This window comes from Neptuniibacter marinus (assembly GCF_965223595.1).
In the GTDB taxonomy this organism is placed as follows: domain Bacteria; phylum Pseudomonadota; class Gammaproteobacteria; order Pseudomonadales; family Balneatricaceae; genus Neptuniibacter; species Neptuniibacter marinus.
This window is the reverse complement of record NZ_OZ245004.1, coordinates 2,710,177-2,727,169: the sequence shown is the minus strand read 5'-3', so window position 1 is coordinate 2,727,169 and position 16,993 is coordinate 2,710,177. Positions and strand designations below refer to the sequence as shown.

16 protein-coding genes are annotated in these 16,993 nt (G+C 41.3%); 6 read left to right on the top strand and 10 right to left on the bottom strand.

Translation table 11 applies throughout. The features are described 5' to 3' along the window. Nucleotides 1–9 precede the first annotated feature (9 nt). Together ACOQOE_RS12895 and ACOQOE_RS12890 are read right to left on the bottom strand one after the other, a co-directional pair. Entirely contained in the window at nt 10–1,161 is a 1,152-nt protein-coding gene (locus ACOQOE_RS12895) for a diguanylate cyclase domain-containing protein (RefSeq protein ID WP_420554192.1), read from the bottom strand. 222 nt (nt 1,162–1,383) lie between these two features. Then, nucleotides 1,384–1,668, bottom strand: coding sequence for an ArsR/SmtB family transcription factor (locus tag ACOQOE_RS12890; RefSeq protein WP_082792353.1), 285 nt, complete (start codon nt 1,666–1,668; stop codon nt 1,384–1,386). A 359-nt stretch (nt 1,669–2,027) separates the two neighbouring features. On the opposite strand from ACOQOE_RS12890, the gene ACOQOE_RS12885 reads away from it, so the two are divergent. The 3 genes from ACOQOE_RS12885 to ACOQOE_RS12875 are packed head-to-tail and all read left to right on the top strand — an operon-like array spanning nt 2,028 to nt 6,777. Further along, the gene (locus ACOQOE_RS12885; protein ID WP_420554191.1) at nt 2,028–4,643 is read left to right on the top strand and encodes an efflux RND transporter permease subunit; all 2,616 of its coding nucleotides are present in this window, start codon (nt 2,028–2,030) and stop codon (nt 4,641–4,643) included. 14 nt (nt 4,644–4,657) lie between these two features. Then, nucleotides 4,658–5,467: an outer membrane lipoprotein-sorting protein gene (locus tag ACOQOE_RS12880; RefSeq protein WP_420554190.1), complete on the top strand. Its 810-nt coding sequence runs from the start codon at nt 4,658–4,660 to the stop codon at nt 5,465–5,467. Continuing rightward, nucleotides 5,467–6,777: a hypothetical protein gene (locus ACOQOE_RS12875; RefSeq protein ID WP_067863746.1), complete on the top strand. Its 1,311-nt coding sequence runs from the start codon at nt 5,467–5,469 to the stop codon at nt 6,775–6,777. The genes ACOQOE_RS12880 and ACOQOE_RS12875 overlap by 1 nt, the downstream gene beginning before the upstream one ends. Before the next feature lie 33 nt (nt 6,778–6,810). On the opposite strand, the gene ACOQOE_RS12870 is transcribed toward ACOQOE_RS12875, so the two are convergent. Further along, complete coding sequence (locus tag ACOQOE_RS12870) at nt 6,811–8,091, bottom strand: GGDEF domain-containing protein (protein WP_067863749.1); 1,281 nt, start codon at nt 8,089–8,091, stop codon at nt 6,811–6,813. Between the two features lie 181 nt (nt 8,092–8,272). Further along, the gene (locus tag ACOQOE_RS12865; RefSeq protein ID WP_067863752.1) at nt 8,273–8,686 is read right to left on the bottom strand and encodes a YgaP family membrane protein; all 414 of its coding nucleotides are present in this window, start codon (nt 8,684–8,686) and stop codon (nt 8,273–8,275) included. Nucleotides 8,687–8,894: 208 nt separating this feature from the next. Between ACOQOE_RS12865 and ACOQOE_RS12860 the strand changes: the two genes are divergently transcribed. Together ACOQOE_RS12860 and ACOQOE_RS12855 are read left to right on the top strand one after the other, a co-directional pair. Then, nucleotides 8,895–9,824 carry a universal stress protein gene (locus ACOQOE_RS12860; RefSeq protein ID WP_420554189.1) on the top strand — a complete coding sequence of 310 codons (930 nt, stop codon included), beginning with the start codon at nt 8,895–8,897 and terminating at the stop codon, nt 9,822–9,824. Between the two features lie 25 nt (nt 9,825–9,849). Continuing rightward, nucleotides 9,850–10,113: a hypothetical protein gene (locus tag ACOQOE_RS12855; RefSeq protein WP_067863758.1), complete on the top strand. Its 264-nt coding sequence runs from the start codon at nt 9,850–9,852 to the stop codon at nt 10,111–10,113. Between the two features lie 139 nt (nt 10,114–10,252). Here ACOQOE_RS12855 and ACOQOE_RS12850 read toward each other — a convergent pair whose 3' ends face one another. The 5 genes from ACOQOE_RS12850 to xthA form a co-directional block, all read right to left on the bottom strand. After that, on the bottom strand, nt 10,253–10,978 hold the full coding sequence (locus tag ACOQOE_RS12850) for a hypothetical protein (protein WP_420554188.1): 726 nt from the start codon (nt 10,976–10,978) through the stop codon (nt 10,253–10,255). Between the two features lie 116 nt (nt 10,979–11,094). Next, nucleotides 11,095–11,412, bottom strand: a complete 318-nt coding sequence (locus ACOQOE_RS12845; protein ID WP_420554187.1) for a 4a-hydroxytetrahydrobiopterin dehydratase — start codon at nt 11,410–11,412, stop codon at nt 11,095–11,097. An 84-nt stretch (nt 11,413–11,496) separates the two neighbouring features. Further along, nucleotides 11,497–11,763, bottom strand: a complete 267-nt coding sequence (locus tag ACOQOE_RS12840) for a hypothetical protein (RefSeq protein ID WP_067863768.1) — start codon at nt 11,761–11,763, stop codon at nt 11,497–11,499. A 72-nt stretch (nt 11,764–11,835) separates the two neighbouring features. Further along, nucleotides 11,836–13,095: a DEAD/DEAH box helicase gene (locus tag ACOQOE_RS12835; RefSeq protein ID WP_067863771.1), complete on the bottom strand. Its 1,260-nt coding sequence runs from the start codon at nt 13,093–13,095 to the stop codon at nt 11,836–11,838. A gap of 195 nt (nt 13,096–13,290) precedes the next feature. After that, the gene (xthA, locus tag ACOQOE_RS12830; protein WP_067863774.1) at nt 13,291–14,106 is read right to left on the bottom strand and encodes an exodeoxyribonuclease III; all 816 of its coding nucleotides are present in this window, start codon (nt 14,104–14,106) and stop codon (nt 13,291–13,293) included. Nucleotides 14,107–14,299: 193 nt separating this feature from the next. On the opposite strand from xthA, the gene gorA reads away from it, so the two are divergent. Beyond that, nucleotides 14,300–15,652, top strand: a complete 1,353-nt coding sequence (gene gorA, locus ACOQOE_RS12825; RefSeq protein ID WP_067863777.1) for a glutathione-disulfide reductase — start codon at nt 14,300–14,302, stop codon at nt 15,650–15,652. Nucleotides 15,653–15,771: 119 nt separating this feature from the next. On the opposite strand, the gene chrA is transcribed toward gorA, so the two are convergent. Next, on the bottom strand, nt 15,772–16,944 hold the full coding sequence (gene chrA, locus ACOQOE_RS12820; RefSeq protein ID WP_420554186.1) for a chromate efflux transporter: 1,173 nt from the start codon (nt 16,942–16,944) through the stop codon (nt 15,772–15,774). Between the last annotated feature and the right edge of the window lie 49 nt (nt 16,945–16,993).

The window sequence follows — 16,993 nt, the reverse complement described above, 5'->3', positions numbered from 1 at the left end:
GACGAGTTTTTAAGAGTTATTGCTCACAGGAGTGAACTGTTTGTCTAAATGGGCGGTATTAGGGTGATGGATTTGGATATTGTTTTTCCCTTTCTGTTTAGCTAAATACATCGCGTTATCCGCATTTCGGATTAAGGTTTCTTTATCGGTTCCATGTTCTGGATAAATGGCAATACCTATACTGGATGAAATTTTAATAGTGTTACCTGCTATTGGGATAGGTTTAGCTGTCTCTCTTAGCAATTTTTCCGCGATATGTATCACATCTTTTCTTACCTGTATTTTTTGCAGGATGATAACAAACTCATCCCCTCCCATTCGAGAAACAGTGTCGTGGCTTCTAAGTATGCGCTTAAAACGTTGTGCAATTATTTTTAATAGTTCATCTCCAACCCCATGACCATAAGAATCGTTTATAGCTTTAAAACCATCTAAATCAATAAAAAGGATAGCAATAGAATGCTGCTCTCGCATCTCTGTACGCAATAATTGGTCAAAACGGTCATTAAATAAAGACCTATTAGGTAGGCCCGTTAGTGAATCGTAAAATGCTAGGTGTTGTATCTTCTTTTCGCTTTCACTTGATCTTATTCTTAACTCAATGTTTTCTATTATATTTTTTCCTTGTAGTAAGGCGGCATAGATAATGAATATAGAGAATAAAGATAACATTAAAGCCATACCTGTAGAGGTGGCTTGCTCTGAGGTTAGGTAGTGAAGAATATTGGGCGCTATTGTTGGTATGATAAAGGATATTATTGAGAGTTTATCGACTGATAAAGAGGAGGATGCTCCCGCGAATAAACCCGCCAACATCATTGAGATGTATAACTGTGAATCTAAGGGAACCTGGGCAGCAAAGAAATAACCACACCATCCCCATATTGCGCCGGATAAGAAAACACCTACCCTAAAAAATATTAGCTTTATTGTAATATTTTCGGTTATATGCCTTTTTTCATTAAAAATAAGAACAAATAAGAGGCGGGAAAAAAGTATGCCTAAGTTGAGTGTTAGCCATAAGATAAGTTCGTTATAAGCGATTTTATCTTTTAAATGAAAAGTTATTAGGAAACAAAGAAATACACTAATAATAAAACTTATTTTTAGAGATTTTCTAAGTAATAGCATTTTTTCTAGATTGATAGATACGCTATTCATTTTTTTTACAGTATAAAGAACTTATTACTCTAACAGTTAGTTGTTAGATTATCATTCTAGTGAATGTGAATTTTATTAATGAACTTTATGATTAGCTAGGAAAATGCACCTATAGTGGGATAGATGAGATGAATATCTCAGTCTATGTAATTAAGAACGATTAAATTAAATGGAGCTTTCGTTGTTTGAGGCGCCAGATAAACCAGCGCACAAATTTGAGTTTTAAATGGTTGGGCAAAACATCTCATGAAGGGTATGGATAATGCGTTTTGCGGTATCACCTTGTAAAGAGTAATAGATGGTTTGTGACTCTCGGCGGGTTTTAACTAACCCATCTTTACGAAGTACAGCAAGGTGTTGAGAGAGTGCTGACTGACTTAAATCTAAACAATTGTTCAACGCTGTAACAGAAAGCTCTTTCCCATCGAGGTAGCATAGGATCAACAACCGACTTTCGTTGCCGAGCGCCTTCATTAATTGCGCTGCTTTGCCCGCATTATCTTTCATCATTTCAAGGGTTTCTGCATCAAGTGATGCCACAGTTGAATCGTTCAAAATTATACTCCGAAGCGCTTAACTATTAATGTTGGAAATGTAGTTTCCATACCGCTCACGCCAGCGTTACTGCTATTAATTATTATCAACTTATAGTTATTAATATATAGTTTTTTATAACTGATCTCATCTTACCTAGTTTGCTGCTTTTTCGCAATTTTCTAATATATTGCTGTCAGTATAGGGCATAATTTAACCTCTGCACCTTAGTCTAGTCTTAGTTTTATAGAGCCTTAATATATTGCAATATTAGTTTATACTAATATAATTGATGTTTATTTACTATAAGCTTCACACTATAGGGGTGCTCAATGGGGTTTAAAACGCGGCTGGTTGCTTTGGCGATGGAAAAACCTAAGTCGGTTTTTCTGATGATTATTGCTTTAGTTGTACTGGCGGGTCTACAAATACCGAGCATTAAGGTAGATACAGATCCGGAAAATATGTTGCCCCATGATCAGGTTGATCGTGTTTTTCATGACAATGTTAAAAAACGGTTTTCGCTCTATGACTCTATTATTGTTGGTGTCGTTAATACCGAAAGTGAGCAGGGGATTTATAATCCACAAACTTTGCAAGATCTGCATCAGCTTTCCGCTGCAGTTCAGTCTATGCAGGGGGTTATCCGTCAAGATCTGATGTCGTTGGATACGGTGGATAATATAAGTCAGTCGGTTGATCAGCCGGGTACTATTCGTTTTGAATGGATGATGAAATCGGCACCGACAACGCAACTGCAGGCTGATCAAATAAAAGCATCGGTCGAAAACCTACCTCTACTACAAAATACACTTGTCTCTGGTGATGGCGAAGCGGCAGGTATTTATATACCCATTGAAAGTAAATCTGAAAGTTACCGTTTATCTCAAGAGATTCAGGTTGTTATTGATCAGTTACAGGCAAAGCATCCTGATTCTGGGAATGAGTTTTATATGGCTGGCCTTCCCGTTGCTGAAGATACTTTTGGTGTCGAGATGTTCATTCAGATGGCGATCTCTGCTCCTTTAGCAGGGTTGATGATCTTTATTCTAATGTGGGTGTTTTTCCGTTCCATGTTATTGATTACCGCACCGATGCTTGTTGCATTGGCAGCGGTCATTATTACGATGGGTCTATTGATTGGGCAGGGCTATACCGTCCATATTATGAGCTCGATGATCCCTATTTTTCTGATGCCTATCGCCGTTGTTGATTCTGTTCATATATTGTCTGAATTTTCAGATCGCTATAAACCGGGAGATAAACCTAAAGCTGCGTTAAGAGAGGTGATAGGGCATCTATTTACACCGATGTTTTATACGTCAATTACATCAGCTGTCGGTTTTGCTTCATTAGCATTTACGCCAATTCCCCCTGTGCAGATTTTTGGCCTACATGTGGCTTTTGGTATTTTGCTTGCTTTTGTTTTAACCGTGACTTTGGTGCCTGCCTATATTGTTAGTTTATCGCCTCAACGCTTGGCTGCACTTAAAGATCATTCTATTTCGGAGCAGGTGCATGAGGATGATGCTAGCCTGTTGAGTCGCTTGCTGTCCATTACCGGGCGTTTCTCCATCGCTAAATCTAAAGCCTTGGTGGTCATGTTTGTCGGTGTAGCGTTAGTGTCAATTTATGGATTAACAACCATTCAGATTAATGATAATCCCGTGCGCTGGTTTAAAGAGGATCACCGACTTCGTATCGCCGATAAAGTGATGAATGAACACTTTTCCGGTACCTATGATGCCTTCTTAGTTTTGGAGCGAACCGGCTTGGATCAGCAGAAAACGGCTTTCCTTGCGTATTTACGCAAACAGGTAAATACGCGTGAAAATGCAGAAGGAGTTGTTGCTAAGTTAGATGAGATTTTAGATTCGCTTGATAGTGAAGAGTACAGTGCTTTGCTACAAAAGCTTACCTTCGAATTAGATGATGCTGCTTATGAGGATAGTGCTAATGAAGCGAGTTGGTTAGCTCTATTAGATACTGTAGAGAAAGCGCAATCTGAAAGTAAATATTTTCTAACGCCCGAAGCATTAGCTTATTTGGATGACCTCCAGTTATTTTTAAATGATTCCGAGTTAATCGGGAAAAGTAACTCCCTTGTTACCTTATTGAAAACTGTATTTAGGGAGTTGCAAGGGGGCGATTCTAGCCAGTACAAACTGCCAGAAAGCAGTAATGCTGCGGCACAAACTATTTTAAGTTTTCAATCCTCTCATCGTCCCGATGATCTATGGCATATGGTGACACCTGACTACAATTCGACTGCACTATGGCTACAACTTAAGAGCGGTGATAATCAGGAGATGAGTCGGGTTATTCAGCTTGTAGATGATTATGTAGCTCTACATCCTCTCCCTGAAAATGTTGAGATGAACTGGGCCGGTTTAACTTATATCAATGTGGTTTGGCAGGAGCAGATGGTAACTGGCATGTTAAGCAGTCTTACGAGTGCGTTTTTTATGGTGCTGGTGATGATGTTTGTTCTGTTTCGCTCAATAAAACTCGGCTTATTAGCGATGCTGCCTTTGACGGTCACGATTTTATTTATTTATGGTCTGATCGGTTTTGTCGGTAAAGATTATGATATGCCGATCGCTGTTCTCTCCGCCCTAACTTTAGGGTTATCAGTGGATTTCGCTATTCACTTTTTGGAGCGTTGTCGGGCAACCTATCAGCAAACAGGTAGTTGGCCTGAAACCGTTGATGAAATGTACAAAGGTCCCGCTCGAGCTATTAGCCGAAATGCGGTTGTCGTGGCGATAGGCTTCACCCCTTTATTATTTGCACCTTTAGTGCCTTATATCACCGTCGGTTTTTTCCTCGCGATGATTATGGCTGTTTCTGCTGTAGTTACCGTGGTCTTATTACCCGCTGTAATTAACGGCATTAAAAATAAAGATAAGCTTTTTTCAGTATCAGAAAATGATTTATTAAAAAAGTAAACAGGAGAAAGGTAATGTTTAAGTTAATCTCCATAACGTCGCTGTTTGTTGTGGCTGTCCTTAGTGTTTTCAACAATGTTTATGCGGCGGACTTAACTAATGCAGATGAGATAGTGTCCAAAGCTAATCTGGTCTCTTACTACGCGGGTAATGATGGTCGTTCGGAAGCGCGAATGTTAATTAAAGATGCTCAAGGTAGAGAACAAAAGCGGCAATTTACTATTTTACGTCGTGATCGAGAAGAGGGTGGTGAACAAGACTTTCTCGTTGTATTTAGTCGTCCATCCGATGTACGCAATACCGTATTTCTTGTGGCTAAAAAGCCGGGTGGGGATGACGATCGTTGGTTATATCTTCCTGGCTTAGATTTAGTAAAACGTATTTCGGCCGGTGATAAACGTACAAGTTTTGTTGGCTCCCACTATTTTTATGAAGATGTATCGGGGCGTAGCATAAGGGAAGATAGCCATCAGTTACTGGAAACTACAGATAAACATTATGTGATAGAGAATAAACCTCTAGATACAAATAGTGCTGAATTTAGTCGGTATATTGCTTGGATTAGCAAAGCTAACTTCTTGCCGGAAAAAATAGAATATAGGGATGAGAACGATACAGTCTATCGACGTGTAGAGGTTCTTTCTAGCGCACTTATTCAAGGCCATGAAACGGTAACTAAATCAAAAGTTTCTGATCTGCGTAGCGGCGGTTCAACTACCTTAGAGTTTCGTTTTCAAAACTATGATCTAGGTATGGATCAGGCTGTATTTAGTGAGCGCTCATTGCGTAAGCCACCACGTGAATGGTTGCAGAGAGGACAGTAATGAAGTCTAAAATAGCCCAAGCAAGGCTTATATTTACGGTTGTAACCTTCTCGCTCTCATCTCTACTTTATGCGGCAGATGATTGGGGGGATGACGCTTGGGGCGAAGAGGAGAAACAAGGGGCTATAGTACATGGCTTTATCGAAACCGCTGTCGGTAGCCGAGTGAGTGATGATGCGTTAATAAGTGATGATTTAAGCTTGGCAGAGGTGCGTGCCCGAGTTGAAGCGGAAAGTTATCAAGGTGACTTGCGCCTGAGCGGTAAAGTAGACCTATATGCTGATGGGGTTGAGAGTGGTTTAGATATCTATCTACGGGAAGCTGTGGCGGAGTTTTCCCTGGCGGATAATGTTGATGTGAGAGCGGGGCATCAAGTTTTAACTTGGGGTACTGGGGATCTAGTCTTTTTAAATGACCTGTTTGCTAAAGATTGGGTATCTTTTTTTGCTGGTCGAGATGATGAGTATTTGAAGGCGCCTTCGTCTAGTATAAAACTGTCTGCTTATGGGGAAAAAGCGAATATTGATTTTGTTTGGACACCTATATTTAACAGCGATAATTTTATTTCAGGTGAGCGCTTTTCCTATTTTTCACCGAGGGTGGGAACACAAGTAGCCGCACCTAACGGAAAGCTCGTACCGGAAGAGCCAAGTGAGAGCTTCAGTCATGGTGAGTTTTCAGCGCGTATTTATGGGCGTAGCCAAATACTTAGTGGTCGTAGTACAGAGTGGGCATTGTATGGCTATCGCGGCTTTTGGAAACAACCTAATGCCATTAATAGTAATAATCAGCCTTATTTCAGCCCGTTAACAAGTTTAGGTGCTAGCCTTCGTACGAATATTGCTAGTGGTATAGGTCATACTGAATTAGCGTGGTACAACAGCGTTGATGATGGAGGAAGCGACCCTTTAATTCCAAATAGTCAGATTCGTTTTTTAATGGGCTATGAGCAGGAGTTAATTTCGAAACTGAACTTAGGCGTTCAATACTATTTTGAACATATACTTGACTACGATGCGCTGGCAGCTAATGACGGTGGTTCTATATATCGCCCTGATGAGCATCGGGAATTATGGACTCTTCGCTTGACCTATAGAGCGATGCAGGACAATTTAACACTTAACTGGTTTAGCTTTTATTCGCCTACAGACCAAGACTACTATCACCGCCCCTCAGTTAAATACCGCTTTAATGATCAGGTGAATTTAACCTTAGGTGGAAATATTTTTGGCGGAGAGCAGCCCCATACTTTTTTTGGCCAGTTTGAAGATGCATCGAATATATATGCACGGCTGAGGTGGAGCTACTAATATGCTTGGTAGACTGAGTATGAGGCGAATTTATTAAGCGTAATCTTTTCGCTGCCCACGACGGGTTGGTTTTGGCTTAGGTTTGTAATGGACCGTTGTAGAGCAGTTACGACCGTTTTTCTTCGATGCATATAGTGCCTCATCCGCTTTTTTTATAACGGCTTGGGCATCGGCTAAGTCCGCTGTTTTTTCACAAATACCAATACTTATCTGGACACTGACTACTTCACTTTTATCGCGTTTATGGCGCTGTTGTTGGCCCTGATCATTATCTTTTGGACGATCTTGATTACGGATATGCATCGGATAATTGGCGATTGTTTCCCTGAGCTGCTCTATATAAGGGAGTGCTTCCTCCTCGTTTTTACCAGGGAAAACTAAGGTGAACTCTTCCCCCCCATACCTATAGGCTTTGCCGCCACCGGTGACTTGATTTAGCTTTGCTGCAACCATTTTTAAAACCTGATCACCTACGTCATGCCCGTAGGTGTCATTAAACTTTTTAAAGTGATCAATATCACACATGGCTAAGGTATAGCGTTTACCTAAGGTTGCTAATTTATCTTGCAGGGCTCTACGGGCGGGAATCGCGGTTAATTCATCAATAAAAGCCATCTGATAAGAGTTTTGCATTATTGAAATCGCTAGGGCAATTAGACTGGCAGATACAAACAGGGCTGAGATAAGAGGTTTATCGAAGTAACTTAACATGATTAATGCTGAGATAAATGAAGCAAGTAGGGCCGCATCTGTATAAGTTTTACGTATCGTAAAAGAGAGTACTACCGGAATAAAACAGACCGTAAAAGTAATAGCGGCGGCTTCACTTAGGTAATATTTATGGAACAGCATCTCTAGCATGCTCATCGGTAGATCAGCTAAATAAAGCCCTATAGAGCCGTTGGCCCAACTTAAATAAAGGGTGAGATAGCTGAAAACTATAAGTGCGATTCTAATGATACCTATAGGAGTAAATAATCCTCGCTCTTTATAGATAGCGATTAATGCCATATGAAGAGGGAGTAGTACCGATATGCTACTGAATAACACAAAAGCATCAGGTTGGTTCAGACTGGTTTGTAAACCATGTTGAATAAGCCAGTAGGCGCCACTTAAATTGAGGGCCGTAAACAAAATTTGGCTTCTTTTAAACCAGTAACCTAGTAGTGCGACAATAAAAGCGACAGGGTAGGGGGTTAAGGATAAAATTTGTTGATATTCGTGGCTAAGTTGAGTGGCTATAGGCAGCACAAGACCCATACCACCAAGTAGTAGCAGAGAAGGCAAAATTAAGCCTGCAAGTCTTAAAAACAAATTTATAATCCAACCGAGTTAACAACTGCTCCATTGTAACGACAGTGAGCGAAAAGTAACGACAGTTAATGAAAAAAAATTGTTCTTAAACAATAAAAAAGCCGAATAAAGGTACTCGGCATAAGTTACAGGCTTTATACGGGACCCTATCTGAGGTCACTATAATGCGCTATTTGAGCGTTTAAACCCCTTCTGTTTTTTTACAGCCTAGCATTGTTGCGATCATCATCGCTGGACACCAACCAGTGAAGGCTGACTGGCTTAAACTCACACCAATAATAGCGGTGATGATTAGGAGCATAGGTGTTAGGTTTAAGAAGAGTACCGCTGCTACCGTTAATAAGATTACCGACCCTGCGATAATATGAACCGCTTGATTGACGGTGACACCTTCACTGCTACAGCGTTCAGCTTTAAGCCCCATTTTTTGAAAGATAAGTATGGCTGGACACCAACCTGTAAATGCGGATTGAAATAGATTCAAACCAACAAAGCCGGTTAGGTAATACCAGTTTGGATTCACGTAGGTTCCGAGTGCTAAGCTGGCAAGGACAACGAGGCCTGCCATTAAGCGTAGGGCTGCATTGATAGTCATAAAGCCTCCTGTTTTCAGAAAGTGTAGATTAAGATTAATTTATATCTCAATATTATATATAAGTAATTTCTAATATAAAAGTTTTTTTATTCAGTCGTTAAATGTTTCAATCAAGGTACCTTTCATCTATTGAATCTATACTTTGAATAGTTATCCTCGAGTGCAACGTCCGTAACTAAGAAAGATTAAGCCTATGATGAGGGAGAATATGGATAAAATTCTGGTTAATATCGATTTCAAATATGACAACGCAGGCTTATTAGACAAAGCGATATTGCTAGCAAAGCAACATTCAGCGGTTATTGAGTTGTTTAATTGTTGTTACAACCGCGGGATTACCCAAGGGTATATGTTTGATAAAGCGGCAGAGCAGAAAGCAGAGCACGCTTATATTCGTCAGACGGAAGCGAAACTAGAAGCCTTATCCGAGAGGCTAGAAGCTGCGGGCGTTAAGGTCAGTTTTGATGTGTGTTGGGAACGCCATCAGGTTGAGGGTGTTTTGCGTAAAGTCTTGCGTTTTGAGCCTGATCTTTTAATACATGGGGTTCAGCCCCATCGTGGAATAGGGCACTATTTGTTTGCGCCTATAGACTGGCTGATTGCAAGGAAAAGCCCAGTACCTGTACTGTTTGTAAAACAGAAACCTTGGAAAGATATCCTCCGTATAGCGGCCTGTGTGGACCCCTTCCATCAAGGTGATGAGCAAGGCAAGATAGATAAAGTTATTTTAAAAAAGGCTCAAATGTTTATCACTGATAATCTAAGTGAGCAACGTGTTTTACACTGTTTCAATACATTACCCCACGAAGCTATTTTTGATGAGCACATGGTGACAGATTATGCTGCTTTACAAGAACGAGTAGAAAAAGAGCATGTGAAACGTTGTAATCGATTGCTAGCTGAGTTTGGTCTTAGCGTTGATTCTGAATTGGTTGATATTATAAAAGGCGAAGCGGAGTCTGTAATTAGCCAATATGCAGAGCAAAAAGGTATCGATGTGCTGGTGATGGGTGCGGTGGCGCGAGGTATGTTCGATCGTCTTCTGTTGGGCAGCACTATGGAAAAAGTAGTCGATGATGTTGATTGTGATGTGCTAATCGTTAAAGGGCCGGATTTTAAATGTCCAGTGGTGGAATAAACAAAGCCGGTTGTAAAGGGATCTAATGCGTTATCTTTTTGGTGTGGTTTTACCTGCATTATTGCAGGTGCTTGTGGTTTTTATTGTGATAGAAACAAATACAGGCAATGGTTCTTGGGCGGGGCTTGCTGCTTACCTTATTGGTATTTTCGCTATCCCATTAACGGCGATTATTAATGCGTTATATATATGGAAAAGTCCAGATGAGCACTTTCTCAATATGATCGGGAAGTGCTTTAGTATTTCTGTGATCGCCCCGATTCTTTGTATTTTTATGATGTTTTTATAGTCATATTTTAAGTGCAAAGCGGATATATGTAACTTGATTAATTTACAAATATAGACCCATTAAGCTCGTAATAACGGGAGAATATAGGCGATTAACAGGAAGTCTAGAGATGTTAAGCACCTTTTGATCTTTCACTTTTTCATACTAATGATGTGCCATCGGCGTTGATACTCAGCTCTCCATTCTTGGAAAATTCTAAGCTGATTTCAGGGTAGGCTTGGGAGCGGTTGTCACCTAAGTAGGCAGAGAAATTTTCTAAAATAATATCCACTTCCGACTGTGTTTGAGCTTGTGCTAAGGCTTCACGCATAGGCTCAGTCGCCTGAATCGCCGCTACATGAGAGGATAAAGCGTGAGCCGTTTGTAATGTTTTAAGCATTTCGGGATGTTGCTCGAATGCCGTCGTTAATTCCGCTGTATAGGCATAATCATTAGGTAGAACCAATTTTCCTTGGTCATCAAATTGAATGGTTTGAGGCGCTTCAGGAATATTGTTTTGAGTTAAAAAGTTGGGGAAGACAGAAGAAATATGTTTTTGTAGTGCCAATACATTATTAGCACTAGGTAAGAGAAGATTAGATGCGCCAGAGGCTAAGTCGTTAACTGAGGGGGATTGGGTGAAGTAGCTATCTAAGTCGATCTCCTTCGTACCACTTCCGGTATCCATTTGATAAACGGCTGTGCTGGTTTGCATCGCTTTGGCTTCATCAGATAAGGTCACGCTTGAACTGTTGATCGATGGGTAAACCTTTGCCCCTTGGGGGTGAGGATTTACCGCATGGTTGTTAGTGGTTAGAGAGCTATTTATCACCTTAGAGGGCGTAGTATAAGCGGTGTTGTAGCTGTTATTTGTATAAATGGTCATGGCAAAGCTCAAGGTATAATCTATGTTAGCTTATCTAAAGCGATTTATGTGCCAGTTTTGTGGGTGAAGCTTATAGCCTAAAGTTATTCGGACTGAAGGGGGGGAGATAAGAAGAGTTACTGTTTTGCCAGTTTATATGCGTACAGATCCATTTGTTTGGCAAGGTCGGCATCTTTGTCGGAGATTCCAGATACTTCGTGGGTCAGTAGTTGAACGTTTACCTTGTTATAAACATTAAACCATTCGGGATGATGATTGATTTTTTCGGCGTAGATGGCGCATAAGGTCATAAAACCGAATGCAGTGCTGAAATCATTAAATACAAATTGTTTGGTTACTTTTCCTTTATCTATATGCCAGCCACTACCCGTTGTATTGAGCTCATCAAGAAGGGCTTGAATCTGGTCGGCATTAAACTTATTGCCTGTCATCATAGTGCCTATACTGAGTATCAATCGAGTTGGGTCGAGCATGTTGATAAATGGGGTGTATCCCCATTTATCTATGCCAGTGCGTTTTTACAGATCAAGGTTTCGAGTTAAAACTTCAGCGGACTTAATAATACGTGTTGTCCGATAAAGTTCTGGGTGCTTTTCATCATCGGAGTATCCTACTGGATCTCCAGCGCCCGTATTGACGAACCAAGAATTTTCCGGACTGCGTTCATCCAGTAATTTTTTAAATTCCGCCGGTTTAATGCCCAGCGCTTGAGCCGCTGCATTGTAGGTGCAGCGAGTTTTTACTGCATTCAGGTAGTCTCGTATGATAATAATTTTATCCAGCATTAAAAGGTAATTCCTAAAAAGTTAATATTTGTATAGCTGTATTTACCTGTTAGCTATGATCGACATCGAACGTTATTTTTCGCCCCAAATTTTCTTAGCGGCTTCCGCAGCACGGATTCTATCTTTTTTGCTCATGCGTTTGCCTTTTACCGGCGCTTGACCTTTTTGTTCTCGAACCTCAATGGGGACGATACTATCGCGCTCAAACCCTTCTATTTGCTCACGTTCAAGGGTTTGTTTAATGCGCTTTTCAATCAGTTTAAAGTGACTGTCACCTTCATGGTCGATGAAGGAGAGTGCTAAGCCTATTTCGCCTGCGCGACCAGTACGTCCAATGCGGTGTACATAGTCTGCTGGCGAACGGGGTAAATCATAGTTTAGCACACAAGGGAGATTAGGGATGTCGATGCCGCGTGCAGCGAGATCGGTGGCCACTAATATCTTACATTTTCCTGACTTAAAATCAGCTAAGGCGCCACTGCGCTCTGCTTGAGTTAAGTCTCCGTGTAGTGCTTGTGCATTAATATCTGCACGGGATAGTTTTAAAATTACATTGTTGGCGGTACGTTTACTGGCAACAAAAATTAAAACGCGAGACCAGTTCTCTGTTTTTATCAGGTGCTTCAACAGCATAGTGCGATTGGTACGATCGACCTCTATTGCGCGTTGTGCTAATTGTTCAGGAATTGTAGCTTCTTGTTTAATCGAGATTTCAATAGGGTTATTGAGTATCTCTTGAGTCAAGGTCCGGACACTGTGTGGAAACGTAGCAGAGAAGAGTAAATTTTGTCGCTGCTCTGGGAGTTCGTCAAGAATATCATCTAATTCATCACTAAAACCTAAATCAAGCATACGATCTGCTTCATCTAACACTAAGCTGTGTACGGCGCGTAGATCAATTGCGTTACGTTTAAATAGATCGATTAAGCGCCCAGGGGTGGCTACAACTATATCGCAACCACTACGCATGGCTTGCATCTGAGTATTGATAGATACACCGCCATAGACAGCGAGTGATTTTAATCTGCGTGGGAAGTATTTTGCATATTGTTGAACGGCTTCTTCAACCTGAACGGCTAATTCACGGGTAGGCACCAGTATTAAAACGTTAGCGTGGTTGCTACGCGGTGGAATTGAGTCTTTCATCCTTTCCAGTATAGGCAGCACAAACCCTGCAGTTTTGCCTGAGCCTGTTTCGGCTGCGGCCAGCACATCTTTACCTTCTAACGTCGCTGGAATGGCTTTCAGTTGGACTGGCGTTGGTTCGGTGTAACCTAAATCCGTTAAAGCATTTAACAGGAAGTCGGAAAGATTAAGTGAAGAAAAAGACATAAAAAGGTAACTGCTCAAGATTCAGGAGATCGAACGGTCCATTCTAGCAGAATTGAGTAGAATTATCGGCCTGTTCTTTTAAGCCTTAGCAGATTCAACGGTAATACTGAGTTCTTTGCCGATGCAGGTGGAGGGGAACCCTATTTAAGTAAGCCTTGCCCTTAAGCGCTTAAGGGCAAGGTTTCTATATTTGAATTATAGATCCAGTTCTGCCCAGATAGGGGCGTGATCAGAGGGTTTTTCCATGCTTCGAATCTCATAATCAACACCGGCATCTTGGCATTTCTCTAGCAGTGGTGCTGTTAGTAAAATACCATCAATACGTAGACCACGTTTAGGATCATCAGCAAATCCCTTTGAGCGGTAATCAAACCAGCTAAAAACACGGTCTTCATCAGGGTTAAGGTAACGGAAGCAATCAGTTAAGCCCCAGTCTATTAGTTTTCCATACCATTCCCGCTCTTCCGGTTGGAAGCTTGCTTTGCCTGTTTTTAACCAACGTTTACGGTTAGGCTCACCAATACCGATGTCTTTATCTTCAGGAGAGATATTTAGGTCACCCATAACAACGATATTTTGTTCAGGTGAGCAGTGGGTCTCTAAGTGACTTTGTAGGTCGGCATAGAATTTACGTTTAGCTGGGAATTTTATTTCGTGATCTACACTTTCACCTTGAGGGAAGTAACCGTTCATGACTCGAACCGTATTGCCGTTGTCTGTTTCGTAATCACCCATAATCATGCGCTTTTGCGCATCTTCGGTATCTGTTAGGTAACCTTTCTGTACATTGGTCAGTGGCTTTTTGGAGATAAGACAAACACCGTAATGGCCCTTTTGTCCATGGATTTCGACGTGGTAGCCCATCGCTTCAACATCGGCCATAGGGAAGGCTTCATCATGGACTTTGGTTTCCTGTAAGCCGATGATGTCTGGTTGGTATTTGTCGATAACGGCTTGTAGTTGGTGGAGGCGTGAGCGAAGGCCATTCACGTTGAAGCAAATTAGTTTCATCTGATCGCTGTCCTGATCGGTAAATAAATGAATATGAATTTTATTGAACAATTAAGGGGAAAGATACTCTGAAAGTGATTAGGAAAATCAATTAGGCTATTTAACTTTCTTAATTAGCCCTCATAGTAGTATCAATGTAAATTGATACTTATAAAATAGACCCATCTTTAAGACACAAGTAAAGGAGCCTGTTGTGGCGGAATATGATTTTGATCTATTTGTAATTGGTGCCGGTTCAGGTGGTGTGCGTGCAGCTCGTATGGCTGCTGGTATGGGTGTAAAGGTAGCTATAGCTGAGGATCGTCATTTAGGCGGGACTTGTGTCAATGTTGGCTGTGTACCTAAAAAGTTGTTTGTTTACGCTTCGCAATATGCAGAAGGCTTTGCTGAAGCTGCGGGATTTGGTTTAACCAATAAAGGCGTGGAATTTGATTGGCCCACTTTACGTGATAATAAAACTCGAGAGATTGAGCGCCTAAATGGGATCTACCAGAATCTTTTAGTTAATTCTGGCTGTGAGCTGATAAATGGTCGTGCGGTATTGGTTGATGATCATACTGTGGCTGTAGGTGATAAGCAGTATAGTGCTGAGCGTATTTTGGTTGCGGTTGGTGGTTGGCCAAATGTGCCTGACATTCCAGGCAAAGAACATATCATTAGCTCTAACGAAGTCTTTTATCTGGATGAGTTTCCTAAACGTGCCTTAGTCGTTGGCGGTGGTTATATTGCAGTCGAATTTGCCGGTATTTTTTCAGGCCTTGGTACTGAGACAAAATTGGTTTATCGCGGTGATCTGTTTTTACGTGGCTTTGATAATGAAGTACGTGAGTTTGCGGCGACAGAAGTGGCTAAAAAAGGCGTAGATCTAGTATTTAATAATAATGTTGAATCTATAGAGAAGCAGGCGGATGGCTCTTTGCTTGCTCAGATGACAGACGGTTCTAGTATTGAAACTGATCTTATTATGTACGCAACAGGCCGTAACCCTAAAGTAGCTAACCTTGGTTTAGAAACGCTAGGCATTAAACAGGCTAAAAACGGTGCGATCATCGTTAATGATGAGTTCCAGACCAACGTTCCTTCTGTGTATGCAGTAGGAGATGTGATTGATCGTGTTCAGTTAACACCGGTAGCTTTGGCTGAAGGTATGGCCCTAGTTAATAACCTATATGCGGGTGAGAATAGAAAGGTTGATTATGACCTAATTCCAACCGCTGTTTTCTGTCAGCCTAATATAGGTACCGTGGGCTTGAGCGAAGAACAGGCGCGTGAAAAATACAGCAATGTTGAGGTGTATAAATCGAGTTTTAGAGCGATGAAGCATACCTTAAGCGGCAGTGAAGAGCGTACCTTTATGAAGATGCTGGTGGATGCTGATTCACGTAAAGTTATTGGCGTGCACATGGTTGGTCCTGATGCAGGTGAGATTATTCAAGGCATAGGTATCGCCTTAAAAGCGGGTGCCACTAAAGAGGTGTTTGACTCGACTATAGGTATTCACCCAACAGCCGCTGAAGAGTTTGTGACTATGCGAGAACCTGTTTAACTTTCTTATAAGCTCTCCTTCCCTTTGAGCTTAGAGTTAGCCCGCTTTGTGCGGGCTTTTTTTGTCTGTGATTTTTATAGGGTATTTTTTATATCGAATGCTATTAACACTATTGATTATTAAAGCAGAAAACCAAGGCCGATAAAGCTTAAAACGAATAGTAGTATAGGTGGCTTAAACTGTCTTAATATAAAGAATGCGATAAGCGCGATGGCAAAGTCGATATTAGATTGTACTGCGCTTAAGAAAATAGGTTGATATAAGGCAGATAGCAGCAGCCCAACTACAGCCGCATTAACGCCCCAGATTGCCCCAGCAACCCTAGGTTGTTTAGCTAATGATTCCCACGTATTTTGTAGACTTAATACCAGCAATAAACCCGGTAGGAAGATAGATAGTGTTGCGACTAAGGCTCCTATTAAGCTTGCATTAGGAGTCAGTTCTGCACCTAAAAATGTAGCTAATGTAAACATCGGCCCCGGTACTGCTTGAGCGGCGGCATAACCGGCAATAAAACGGTCGTTATCAATATGTTCTAGTGACTGTTGTAACAAAGGAAGTACTACATGTCCGCCACCAAAAACTAAACTACCCGTTTGGTAAAAAGATGTAGCAAGGGCGGCCCAATCAGAAATATAAGCGAGAGGAGGTAACATTAGGAACAAGCTAATAAAGAGGATAAAGGGAGGCTTAGCGAGTATAGATTTTACTGTAGATGTAGAATTTTTCTGTATGTTTAGAGCAGTGTTTTCTATATGGGATTGGTTTCTGGATTCTACTACGCCATACACTGCCGCCCCCATCAATACAGCCATCTGTGTCCAAATATTAGGTAGTATTAACAGGGCGGCTGCACTAAGTATAGCGATACAAAGTGAACGTTTTTCTTTACAAAAGCTACGTTGCATATTCAGTGTTGCATCGGCGACTATAACAACGGCCAATAATTTTAAGCTGTGGATTAGGCCATTGACTCCGCTGCTGCCTTCGCCGAATTGAGTAGTGGCAATAAAATAGATAATGAGAAAAGAGGGGAGTGTGAAACCTAGAAAAGCCGCAATGCCTCCTGCTATACCTGCGCGTTTTAATCCGATAGCAAAGCCCACTTGGCTTGACCCAGGGCCGGGTAAAAATTGGCTTAGGGCGATAAGTTGGGCATAAGCTTCCTGTTCAAGCCATTTTAGATCTTGGACAAATGTTTTTTGGAAATACCCCAAGTGAGCTGCAGGGCCTCCAAAACTAGTGCAACCTAGCAGAAGAAAACGCCAGAATACCTCCAAAATTTTAAACATTTATAGCCTATTACCTATGCTGATTAGTCACTAATTGACGCTTTCCGAA

Excerpts from the sequence above, each read along its gene's own strand:
- ACOQOE_RS12890 (WP_082792353.1), bottom strand. The coding sequence starts at position 1,668 with ATGAAAGATAATGCGGGCAAAGCAGCGCAATTAATGAAGGCGCTCGGC.
- ACOQOE_RS12860 (WP_420554189.1), top strand. The coding sequence starts at position 8,895 with ATGGATAAAATTCTGGTTAATATCGATTTCAAATATGACAACGCAGGC.
- chrA (WP_420554186.1), bottom strand. The coding sequence starts at position 16,944 with ATGTTTAAAATTTTGGAGGTATTCTGGCGTTTTCTTCTGCTAGGTTGC.
- ACOQOE_RS12895 (WP_420554192.1), bottom strand. The coding sequence starts at position 1,161 with ATGAATAGCGTATCTATCAATCTAGAAAAAATGCTATTACTTAGAAAA.
- ACOQOE_RS12840 (WP_067863768.1), bottom strand. The coding sequence starts at position 11,763 with ATGCTGGATAAAATTATTATCATACGAGACTACCTGAATGCAGTAAAA.
- ACOQOE_RS12835 (WP_067863771.1), bottom strand. The coding sequence starts at position 13,095 with ATGTCTTTTTCTTCACTTAATCTTTCCGACTTCCTGTTAAATGCTTTA.
- xthA (WP_067863774.1), bottom strand. The coding sequence starts at position 14,106 with ATGAAACTAATTTGCTTCAACGTGAATGGCCTTCGCTCACGCCTCCAC.
- ACOQOE_RS12865 (WP_067863752.1), bottom strand. The coding sequence starts at position 8,686 with ATGACTATCAATGCAGCCCTACGCTTAATGGCAGGCCTCGTTGTCCTT.
- ACOQOE_RS12850 (WP_420554188.1), bottom strand. The coding sequence starts at position 10,978 with ATGACCATTTATACAAATAACAGCTACAACACCGCTTATACTACGCCC.
- ACOQOE_RS12885 (WP_420554191.1), top strand. The coding sequence starts at position 2,028 with ATGGGGTTTAAAACGCGGCTGGTTGCTTTGGCGATGGAAAAACCTAAG.
- ACOQOE_RS12855 (WP_067863758.1), top strand. The coding sequence starts at position 9,850 with ATGCGTTATCTTTTTGGTGTGGTTTTACCTGCATTATTGCAGGTGCTT.
- ACOQOE_RS12880 (WP_420554190.1), top strand. The coding sequence starts at position 4,658 with ATGTTTAAGTTAATCTCCATAACGTCGCTGTTTGTTGTGGCTGTCCTT.
- ACOQOE_RS12875 (WP_067863746.1), top strand. The coding sequence starts at position 5,467 with ATGAAGTCTAAAATAGCCCAAGCAAGGCTTATATTTACGGTTGTAACC.
- ACOQOE_RS12845 (WP_420554187.1), bottom strand. The coding sequence starts at position 11,412 with ATGATGACAGGCAATAAGTTTAATGCCGACCAGATTCAAGCCCTTCTT.